This is a genomic window from Brasilonema angustatum, from assembly GCF_059505445.1.
The window spans coordinates 1-10,361 of record NZ_JCACKO010000111.1 but is presented as its reverse complement, the minus strand read 5'-3'; the positions used below and the strand labels follow the sequence as shown (position 1 = coordinate 10,361).

Genomic DNA, 10,361 nt, shown 5'->3' with positions numbered 1-10,361 from the left:
CGACTATTCAAGTGCAAAGCACCCACAGGTTGATAACCCGCAACTTGGGTTATTAGGTGTTCATCCTGAATTAGAGGTTTGAGGTATCCCCCACGTCGTTTAGCTTCGATTTGTCCATTTGTCCGGTAATGACGCAGCAAATTTCGCACAAATGATAGGCTGACCTTAAATCTTTGAGCTAACTGGCGTTGGGAACCTTCTTTGGCAACACACGCTGTTATCACACGACAACGTAAATCTCTTGAATAAGATATTGGCATCGAATCAAACAATCACTCTACTGTCTAGCTTACGGCAAATTGTGGTTTAATTACCTGAAAAATGCTGTAAGCGGAAACATGAAAGACAACAGGAAAAATCCTGTTGCGAGAATTTGTTTTTGCATAGTCACTTGCTGGATATGCCTTCCATCTTGGAAGATATTCTTAACAATAAGCCAGACTCCTGTCTGAGAAACTTTTCACTGCCAAGTCAGATTCATTGAGATGTGGATCAAGACCCAGTGCTACATTACCCCAGCGCATCACGTTTGCAGAAGCGACCCCTGCTGCACCAAAACCATAGACGAGAACCAAGTCGTTTTCACGAATTTTGCCCAATTGTGCAGCGTGGTACAGATTAGCTACGGTAAGAACCGGTCCAATGTTTGCGTACTGGGGATAAAGGTTGAGTGTGCACTCTGGGTCAATGCTCAGTACGCGCGTAGCAAAGCTTGCAAACCAAGCAGTGGGTGTATTGAAAAGAAAAAAGTCGATTTGCTCGATACTTACACCCGCAGCAGCAGCAGCGCCCTCGCAACAGGTACGCAGAAGCCCTGCGGCTGTTTCGCTGAATACCTTTTTTGCATGCTTGGAGAGCTGCATGCGAATCTGTGGATTGCCTTGCTTGTCCTCCGTCATATTCAAGCAAACAATATCATTTAAAACACTAGTATGAACTGTCTTTGTACTGAGAATTCCCTGGTTAGATTCAACTGAACTAACCACAAAAGCTCCAGCACCATCGCCAAGAAACCACGAAACAGTATCGTCCTCATCGACAAAGCGAGAGTACGTGCATGAGATAACAACCAATACATTGCGGTACTCTCCTGCTCGCACCAGGGCACAGGCAGTTTGTAGGGCTACTGGAGTACTCCCCCACGCTCCATCAAGATTCCATGCTGCACCCCGCAGATCCAGTTTCTGAGCAAGGAAAGCAGCATTGCCAAATCCAAGTTGTTCAGGCCAGACAGAAGCGACGATCATCAGATCGACATCATTAGGAGTAAGTTTTGCTGCATCGAGAGCATCACGAGCTGCGCGTTCTTCCAACATCAGTGACGACTCTCCTGGAGCAAGAATCCGTCGCTGGACAGTACCACGGAACGGATCTGACAAATAGGGCATCATCTCCAAGTCAAACTCATTGCTGGGAGTGGAGTCAGCAAGTGAAAATAGCTTTGCTAAGCTTTTTTGCTCGGACTGAGCAACGAGCTCTGGGTATTTTTCTCTGTAGTAATCATTTGTACGTATGATGCTTGGAAAGCTCAGTGCGAGCGAGCGAATACCTACTGGGTGATGCACCATGATAAATCTCCTCTTAGTAATTCGTAGCACCTTGCGAAATCAGACTCTCGATACGACCTCGTATTGGCGCAAGCCGGGTTGGGTCGATGACTACGTCAACAACGAAGGGACCCGTCGCAGCCATCGCTTTCTCTAATGCTGCCTGGATGTCAGACTCCCTTTCAACGCGGATACCGTCAGATCCCATACCACAAGCAATTCTGACAAAATCCGCCTGTGGAATTTTTGCATCCATCCCCTTGAACCCTAACATTGCCACTCCCTGGTCGCACATATTGTAGCCTCCATCATTAAGCACAATCCAAACGGCAGGAATTTGGTAGTTGACAGCTGTGCTTACCTCGTTGTTCATAAGCATGGCACCATCCCCGACAATGGCAACAGCCTTACCTTTGCGTGCCAGTGCAGCACCCACAACACCTGTGACGAAATGACCCATAGACGAGAAGCCAGTGCTGATCCGGAAACGACCCGGTTTGGTAAATCGCAGTAGGTTAATTGCCCAAGCAAATGAGTTCCCCCCCTCAGCCATCACTACCGTATCGCTCCCCTCAACGATTATTCGTTGCATCACATTCATAAGTACCTCGGGTCGCACCGGATCACTCGCGCTGGGATTGATTACATTACGCTTAGGTCTTGGAAACGATAGAGCCTTTGATCGACTTTGACGCTTCGGAAAGTGCTTCAACAGCCACTTCACAAACACTCCCACGTCGGACTGAATGGCAAACGTCTCAGCAGATGGATACGCGGTTCCTGGCACTTCCGGGTCTATGTCAACATGCACAAAACCCCGCTTGGGGATCATTGCACCGTTCCAAAACGAGGTAAATTCACCAAGACGTGTTCCAAGTACCAGCGTCCGCAAAGGACGATACTCTTGCATATATCTCAAAACCGACTCATGCCCAGCAAAGCCCGTAACGCCTACGAACTGAGAATGATCCTCCGGAAAAATACCTTTGCCGCGTGGTGAACACATCACTGCAGCCCCCGTTCTCTCTGCAAGCTGGCGAATCTCTGCTGCTGCACCTCCTGCACCAAAGCCAACCCAGATGGCAAATGGTCCTTCCGATAAGAACCGCGCACATTCTGAGATGGTTTCCTCACTTGCGCCTGCGCAAGCAACAGAGAGACTCACTCGTGGCAACGATGTCTCGACTGAACTTGTTTGGATGTTAGTGGGGATACTCAAGTGTGCGACAAAGCCATCCGGTCGGGCTAAGCCTTTCGCCAGCCGTCGATTAACCTCTGGCAGTTCATCACTGCATTCGAGAGTGGTTGCGTAATGAAACAGATCTCCCGAGGTAAAAATTCCAGCGTTGGGCATGGTGTAAGTGCTAGTTTCTTGGAGTGCCCACCGTCCGCGTTGCGATGTCGAGGTGGAAGCCGACAGGAAAATTACTTTAGCACCCTCCCAGCGTGCAGCGAATAACCCGGTTAACGCGTTCGTGATCCCCGGGCCTGCTGTAGTAAACACGACGACAGGACGACCACTTGCAAAGTACGCCTCAGTGGCTGCAAAAGCTGCTCCCGCTTCATGACGAAAGTGCAGTACGCGTAGGTTACTGTGTTGCAGTGCATGCCACAAGGGTGCGATCGCACCCCCCGAAAGACCAAACGCATATTCCACTCCCATATCTTCCAACATCTTGACCACCGTCTCAGCCACCGAGATAGGTGCAAGTTGCTGACTTGCTTCGAGAGACACGATGTCCAACTGTGGGTTTAGCGAAATATCTGCAATAGGTGAGGGGATCAAAGAAGACTCAGATGGAGAAAAAATGCTACATCTGGATGTCTGATTAATATGCGTAGTCTGAATTGGGCTAAATTCGCTATTGGTATTTAAGTGTAACTTTTTAGCCGTTTTCTTTTTTTTTGAAAAAGATTTAGTGCTCATAAAGCTTAAGTAGATGCACAGAGGTTAACAAACAGTCTAATTTGTTATCATTGACACATTGACAAAATTTTGATTATATCTACTAAGCGTTATCTAAAAATCTGAAGGTCAGTTAAGCTTGGATTGCTTTCCTTGCTGAATTTAGTTGATAGATTGATGTCTGACGTTATTGAGTTTGCTTGCTATACAAAAGTTAAACAACTCACGATAAGTAACTTAACATAAAGTTAAGTATTTTGTATGTTGACATTTTACTCAAATGCTGAAAACTTTGACGTAGTAGTCCACATAGTCAGTGAAAACAGACTATGCATCGCTAATTGACGTAGGGCTTATAGCTATTTTTCGCCTGCAAATTCTCAAAGGGGGTGGAGCTTTGTTCAAGCGCTAGAACCCCTTGCATCGAGATAAATTTGTCAAAGTTAGCCAATCCTAGATCGAAATTTGCTATTGGCTGAAAATCTCTTCAATTGCAACTTTACGTAACATACAACAAAAAAACTTAAACTTTTTCCCTTAAGTTTTCTATCTTAACTTGCTAAAACCTTACTTAGAAACATACAATTGTGCTAAACCAACGTGGACAAGGATCTGCTCTGTGTGCTATCTACTCTGTTGCCGCGCTCTTTACCTCAGCTAATGCACGGGGACTTTCTCACTAGCTTCGTATGCTTTGTATCCACATTTAGGACAACAATATCTTTATTCCCCAAGTTTTTCCAGCATGAACATCACAGCTAGCAGAAATTTCATTTGTTTTGTAACCACTAGTTATGTTTAGCGTATATCTCATCATAGCATCTCTTGGTAAAAATTGAAAATTTCTTAGAAATTTTGCCTGTCCTTACTGATGTATCCTCGGAGATTGGCGAAAACTCACTTGTCAGTCTAACAACTGGTTTTATTTGGAAACAGGCTTGTCACCGCCCGCCATTCATAACCTCTCACCTGTTACGGATATCGAGCGGAGCTTGTGGCGATTCAAGCTTAATGGAGTGCTATGACAGCACTAAAGCATTTTGCTAAGACTTTCGTAGAGGCTCAAGATGACGAAGCGAACCAATTACTACAATAATCTATCTGCAGATTATTCTAAGCCAAGGCTAATTTCCGATGAACTAAGAGTAGGACTGCTGAGTAACGGGGAAAAATATATTTCTCTATATGAACAAAAACTGCCGGAAATAACTTCAGAATATAGCTTAGCGCAAATAGAACAGGAAAACAGGGAATGGTGGCCAAGCCACTGTGAAGCGCTGCGACAAGGACGGGGTGATCTTTTAGCTGGTGAGTATGCCAATAGTCTTGTCTATTTCTGTGCTGACGGACCTTTTTATAGCAAAACCGTAGCGGTAAATAGAGAAGTCCATTGGTGGGCAATCCTCGCTCAACCTGGCGTAACAATGGCTTGGCCAATTGTTATGTTCAATGGTGAAGTTGTTTACAGTGAGTGGAATTGTACTGACGATATAACAAAGGAAATAATCGCCAAGGGAAACCAAACCTTTCTTCGACGTGGGCACAGAGGTGCATGCTACTTCAAATCCGAGCAACTTAATTTTTATCGCGATGTTTATGCTTCCGATGAGTTGCTGCATTGGATCAGGCGTTAACAGAAAGCAAATATAGCTATTTTCTAAGGAACAACATTCGCCCTAAACTTTTACAACCACAATTATAGGGAACAGAGGAAAAACTGAAAACCGCAATTGATGAAGCTAGACCAAAAAGAGAATTTAGAATTGTTCGATCTCAAAAATGTCTGCGTTCTACTCAAACTCAGGTGCATCTGATAGGAGAGTGCAGTCTATTTAAGCAAATGAATGAGGGTAATGTTATGGACTCCAATTACTTACTTAGTGACATCAACTCCTATAACGTTAACATAGATATTGACACGTCAATAGTGTCAAGGTTTGAGAAGTTATTGCTTCAGTCCCAACCCCTACTGAACAGTGTCTTTCAGTTTATTGAAAATAATTATAAACAATATATTAGTCTTCGGGAGGTAGCTGAGGCAGTCGGTCGCTCTCCTGCATATCTGACTGACCTTGTACGGCGAGAGACTGGAAAGACCGTGCTCAATTGGATTATCGAGCGTCGGATGGCAGAGGCTCGCCGTTTGCTTGTTGAAACTGACCAGTCAGTAGAGCGGATTGCTGAAGCAGTAGGCTATTTTGATAGACGCCATTTCAGCCGCCAGTTTCTCCGGCTCCATAACACAACCCCGCAACTATGGAGAAGGACAAATCAAAGCAAGAGTATCCCACTTTGGCAGACAGATTCACACAAAGCTGGTTCAAGCGAATTAATTAACCAGATAGCCACAAATGTGACTGCTGCAGAAGCTCAACGACTACAAGCTTGCTGTCAAGAAATTGCTGCCATTCTTAACAAGAAGACTGCCTATGGTGAAGAACTTATCTTAGAAGGTGAAAGTAGCTCTGTTGCAAAAATAGGCGATGGTTCGATACAGATAACCTTAATACCAACTCGGTAGCTAGAAAATCAGGTAGAAATTCGTCGTTCTGGTTGTTTAGACTCAGGACTTATGCAAAAATAACGTAGTTGCACTCGTTACGACGTCTGGCGCGCAATCTCACAGTCAAGTTCATTAGTAACTCGTGCGTAAGTCCTAAGACTATTGTGAAGCAGGAGCCGTTGCTTTATAGCCATTTTCAGGTAAATAGACTACAGTCGTAGGGGCGATCTTGTTTGCACCCTTACAAACGGTGTGGTTCATTTAGGTGAAAACTGCTTTAATATATCAACAGAGGCTTTATAAGCTTGAACTGGTTGAAAGTCATCTTGTCAATGGACAACCACTAAAACGGTGTCAGATTTAGAATACATTACACAGTGATCTTAATGGAAATACGGTTGTTTCGTACACAAGACACTGAGCAAATAGCACAGCTATACCACGAAACAGTACGTGAAGTCAACATCCGCGATTACTCAAACAATCAAGTTAAAGCTTGGGCACCAGATAATATTTACTTTAGAAATTGGTCAGAAGTTTGTTTAAAAATATTTACCTATGTTGCAGATGAAGAGGGAATAATTGTTGGTTTTGGGGAGCTAGAACCCAATGGTCATATTAATTGCTTTTACTGCCACAAAAACTATCAGCGTCGCGGAGTAGGGAGTCAAATTTATCAGGCAATTGAGGCAAAAGCATTGGAATTAGGGTTGGATCGCCTGTTTACTGAAGCGAGTATTACAGCAAAGCCATTTTTCCAGCATATGAGATTCTCAGTTGTCAAAGAACAACAAGTGACTCGTCGGGGGGAAACTTTCACTAATTATGTAATGGAGAAGTTTTTAATAAGTTCAGACATTGCGTAATAGTAGCACAATAGATTGGCTCATTTATAATTTTAAAGTCAATCTTAATTGTGCCACTTTAAGGTGCGTTTCCTCTGGAAGCCTCGCTTCGCTTGTCTAGCGCGTCTACGTTATTTCATTCCTATTTTGTGTGATGTATCCCAACAGATTAATGAATTTCAGCAACATCCAATGTTTTAGAACGCACCATCAAACAATCATATTCAGTAACATAACCTTCGGAATTACGAAAGGCAGCAAATAAATCAGCAAGCTCAAAACCTAGGGATTCATAATACCTTAAGGCATCCAAATATGAAGGTATGTTAATGTAATTAGCCCGTACAGATATTTCAGATTGCAAACACAGAACTTTATCTATGCATTTACTTGCACCCTTAACAACTTCAATGTCATATCCTTGAGTATCCATTTTTAGAAAGATACGCGGCTGAGGTACTAAAGTGAGAATATCATCCAAAACAGAGTCTAAACGCTTGATCTTGACTTCACAGGAATTAACAGTTTTTGGCATACTAGCATTAGGCACTAGAAATGAACTCAGTTCTGAATAGGTGTTCAAATTAAAGGTAGCCAAAGTATCCTCACTTCCAAGTCCCAAATCATATCCTCTCCAAAGGGTATCGTCTTTAAAGTTCTTTTGAAGAGTGGGAAATATTTCTGGATGTGGCTCAAAACTAAAAATATGTCCTTTATAGCCTAGTTTCCTGATGTTTTCTGCAAAGTAACCGATATTAGCTCCCACATCAAGAACACAATTAATTCTTAATTTCTTCAAAAGAGCCGCTAAGTAAATTTGGTAATAAAATCGACCTATTTTTTCTTCTACAGATTTGGGTATTTTATAGCCTGCCGAAATCAAAGAATAAGCTATGTCTCTTAACATTGTAACGACTTCCTTTTGCAACCTGAGTAAATATGTCAACAGTCAACAGTAAATAGTTATCAAACTTCTGCTAAGTGCAAAAGTATAGATATTGACTTTTCATTTGATGTGTGCAAAGCCAATCAAAAGGTAATAGAGACAGAAGTTTTGAGGGATTGCTTTATATACACAGATTTATATTGTCTTGTGCAATTGTGAGCGTAAAAATTCTAGCAGTTACAAATACAGAAAGGTTGAATCTAAATACATTTTTTTACAAGAGTGGCTAAATTAACTCCATGGGGGTGCGAGCAAGTCAACATAACATAAGATCTTCTATCCAGGTGATATCACATCTGTTAAATATGAGCGTACTGAAATTTTGTAGTGAGGTGTTAAGCCTAGTATCATAAATTTATCAAACAGATGCAGATCACCTCACATCAAATTCTGATTCTTCGTTTTCACTCGCAGATATAATTCTTCCATTGCTTCAATAAAAGAATTATCCTTTTGCCAAAAAGCGGGGAAATCACCTTGTTTCTTAATCAAAATTGCAGAGACGGCGCTGGGAGTTGCAACTTCGATTGTTTGAGGTAATCGCTTTATTCCTAACCAAAATTCCCTAGCGCTTGGTTTTTGGTCAATTTGCTGTTTATAAAGCTTTGTGTATAAAGAAGTCGAGGCTTCTATCTTAACTTCTTTGGCATAAAGTCCGTCAGAAAGTGCTTTACCTAAAGGTGACTCAGCTAGTTTTGCCTGAAGTTCTGCTTTTGATAATCCGCGCAGTTCAAATAGCAAAAATGGATTCTGATCCAATTCGGAAGCAACAAGATAGTATACCCCAGCAATATGCTTGCAGGGATTAGCATAATCTGGACAAGAACATGAAGTTTTGAAGTCCTTTCTACTGTGAGGTAATAGATATACTCCTAATTCTGAAAAAGTTTCTTCAATATTTTCTGGAACTTCATTAAGCAGCAGTCGGGAAACGACACTTGCTTCAGATGAAAGTTCATGAATAATTTTATTCCAACGTGCTTTAGCAATGGGAGTAATTTCAATTGAAATATTGTATGTTGGTTCTTTGTAAACTCCAAAATAGGGATTAACTGACCCTTTGACTCTAGCCGTGATGTAATTTTGCTCAATATCAAAACTCAATACTTTACCACCACGAGCATAGGAACGTCCGCGTTGTAGTCTGGCGTCATCGGTAAAAGCTTCCAATGCTTTAATAAATCGATCGCCCCACCAAGTTCGACTAAATTTATTCATCTTTCACTCCATAAATTACTCCAAAATTGCGCTTCTATTCAGTGTAATGAGTTCCTTGAATGCATTATTGTCCAATTCTGTCAACCACGATTCATCAGCACCAACAACAGCAGCAGAAAGTTTTTTCTTATCTTCAATCATTTGGTCTATTCTCTCTTCTAAAGTACCAATGGCAACAAATTTATGGACAAAAACATTCTTCTTTTGACCAATACGAAAAGCGCGGTCAGTTGCTTGATTCTCTACTGCTGGATTCCACCAACGATCAAAGTGGAAAACATGGTTAGCTTTTGTAAGAGTAATACCAACGCCACCAGCTTTGAGAGAAAGTATAAAAACAGATGATTCGGTTTCTGGTTCTTGAAATTCTGCAATCATGTTCTCTCGTCTTTGACGGCTAGTACCTCCGTGTAAATAGTATGTGTTGCAGTGCAAAGTCTGTTTGAGATATTTTTCTACATTTTCGCAAATTTCAGTAAATTGACTAAAAATGAGGAGACTTTCTCCTTCTGATAAAGCTTCCTCCACCATCTCGGCTAAACGACTCAATTTATGAGAACGTTCAGGTAAAAAGTCACTTCCATCTTGTAAAAACTGTGCTGGATGATTACAAATCTGCTTTAATTTCATCAATGTAGAGAGGATTAATCCTTTGCGTTGAATCCCATCTGCTGTCTTCAGTTTTTCCTCTACATCTTTCACAACCACTTCGTAGAGTGATGCTTGTTCCTTTGTCAAATTCGTGTATAGTTTTTGTTCTACTTTATCTGGTAGATCATTGATGATAGATTGATCCGTCTTGACACGCCGTAGAATTAATGGTTCAACTAACTTCTTCAGGGTAGTTGATTTTATTTTGTCATTCTCTTTTTGAATTGGAATCTCAAAAGACTTACGAAACTGTGCCTCTTTCCCCAAGTAACCAGGATTCAGAAAGTTAAAAATTGACCACAAATCGAGCAAGCGATTTTCTACAGGAGTTCCTGTCAATGCCAATCGGTGTTTGGCTGATAATTTTAAAATTGCCTTAGTCTGTGCAGTTTTGGGGTTTTTAATGTTTTGCGCTTCATCCACTACCACCCGCTGCCACTTCATACTACTTAGTAGCTTTTCATCTTTGCGAGCCAGAGTAAAGGAGGTAATCACGACATCATGTTGTAGACTAGCTGCTTTAAAATCTGCTTCCTGCTGAATACGGTTACTACCGTGATGCACCATTGTTTTCAGATGAGGTGCAAACTTAGCAATTTCTTTCTGCCAGTTTCCCACAACTGAAGTCGGGGCAATTAATAGTGTAGGCATTAAAGAGAATGAGGATGAGGGGGTATTTTCTCCCCTGCTCTCTGCTCCCTGCTCCCTGCTCCCTGCTCCCTGCTCCCTGCTCCCTGCTCCCTGC

General features: G+C 42.1%; 9 protein-coding genes. 3 read left to right on the top strand and 6 right to left on the bottom strand.

Going from position 1 to position 10,361, the window contains the following annotated elements; translation table 11 throughout:
* The 3 genes from AC5JM2_RS18440 to AC5JM2_RS18430 form a co-directional block, all read right to left on the bottom strand.
* The coding region (locus AC5JM2_RS18440; RefSeq protein ID WP_495836308.1) for a hypothetical protein at positions 1 to 260 on the bottom strand (260 nt) is incomplete at its 3' end.
* Positions 261 to 425: 165 nt separating this feature from the next.
* Positions 426 to 1,568, bottom strand: a complete 1,143-nt coding sequence (locus AC5JM2_RS18435; RefSeq protein ID WP_495836307.1) for a 3-oxoacyl-ACP synthase III family protein — start codon at positions 1,566 to 1,568, stop codon at positions 426 to 428.
* Between the two features lie 13 nt (positions 1,569 to 1,581).
* A complete protein-coding gene (locus AC5JM2_RS18430) occupies positions 1,582 to 3,222 on the bottom strand; it encodes a ScyA-related TPP-binding enzyme (RefSeq protein WP_495836309.1) in 1,641 nt (546 codons plus the stop codon).
* Positions 3,223 to 4,520: 1,298 nt separating this feature from the next.
* On the opposite strand from AC5JM2_RS18430, the gene AC5JM2_RS18425 reads away from it, so the two are divergent.
* From AC5JM2_RS18425 to AC5JM2_RS18415, 3 genes are all read left to right on the top strand, one after another.
* On the top strand, positions 4,521 to 5,087 hold the full coding sequence (locus AC5JM2_RS18425; RefSeq protein ID WP_495836306.1) for a hypothetical protein: 567 nt from the start codon (positions 4,521 to 4,523) through the stop codon (positions 5,085 to 5,087).
* A 224-nt stretch (positions 5,088 to 5,311) separates the two neighbouring features.
* On the top strand, positions 5,312 to 5,974 hold the full coding sequence (locus AC5JM2_RS18420) for a helix-turn-helix domain-containing protein (RefSeq protein WP_495836305.1): 663 nt from the start codon (positions 5,312 to 5,314) through the stop codon (positions 5,972 to 5,974).
* A gap of 368 nt (positions 5,975 to 6,342) precedes the next feature.
* Positions 6,343 to 6,822, top strand: a complete 480-nt coding sequence (locus tag AC5JM2_RS18415; RefSeq protein WP_495836304.1) for a GNAT family N-acetyltransferase — start codon at positions 6,343 to 6,345, stop codon at positions 6,820 to 6,822.
* Positions 6,823 to 6,970: 148 nt separating this feature from the next.
* Here AC5JM2_RS18415 and AC5JM2_RS18410 read toward each other — a convergent pair whose 3' ends face one another.
* The 3 genes from AC5JM2_RS18410 to AC5JM2_RS18400 all read right to left on the bottom strand — a co-directional run.
* Positions 6,971 to 7,708, bottom strand: a complete 738-nt coding sequence (locus AC5JM2_RS18410) for an FkbM family methyltransferase (RefSeq protein WP_495836303.1) — start codon at positions 7,706 to 7,708, stop codon at positions 6,971 to 6,973.
* A gap of 417 nt (positions 7,709 to 8,125) precedes the next feature.
* On the bottom strand, positions 8,126 to 8,965 hold the full coding sequence (locus tag AC5JM2_RS18405; protein WP_495836302.1) for an SWIM zinc finger family protein: 840 nt from the start codon (positions 8,963 to 8,965) through the stop codon (positions 8,126 to 8,128).
* A 15-nt stretch (positions 8,966 to 8,980) separates the two neighbouring features.
* On the bottom strand, positions 8,981 to 10,361 hold a 1,381-nt coding region (locus AC5JM2_RS18400; protein WP_495836301.1), incomplete at its 5' end, for a DEAD/DEAH box helicase.

Coding starts and splice junctions, on each gene's coding strand:
- AC5JM2_RS18435 (WP_495836307.1), bottom strand. CDS start 1,568: ATGGTGCATCACCCAGTAGGTATTCGCTCGCTCGCACTGAGCTTTCCA.
- AC5JM2_RS18430 (WP_495836309.1), bottom strand. CDS start 3,222: ATGTTGGAAGATATGGGAGTGGAATATGCGTTTGGTCTTTCGGGGGGT.
- AC5JM2_RS18425 (WP_495836306.1), top strand. CDS start 4,521: ATGACGAAGCGAACCAATTACTACAATAATCTATCTGCAGATTATTCT.
- AC5JM2_RS18420 (WP_495836305.1), top strand. CDS start 5,312: ATGGACTCCAATTACTTACTTAGTGACATCAACTCCTATAACGTTAAC.
- AC5JM2_RS18415 (WP_495836304.1), top strand. CDS start 6,343: ATGGAAATACGGTTGTTTCGTACACAAGACACTGAGCAAATAGCACAG.
- AC5JM2_RS18410 (WP_495836303.1), bottom strand. CDS start 7,708: ATGTTAAGAGACATAGCTTATTCTTTGATTTCGGCAGGCTATAAAATA.
- AC5JM2_RS18405 (WP_495836302.1), bottom strand. CDS start 8,965: ATGAATAAATTTAGTCGAACTTGGTGGGGCGATCGATTTATTAAAGCA.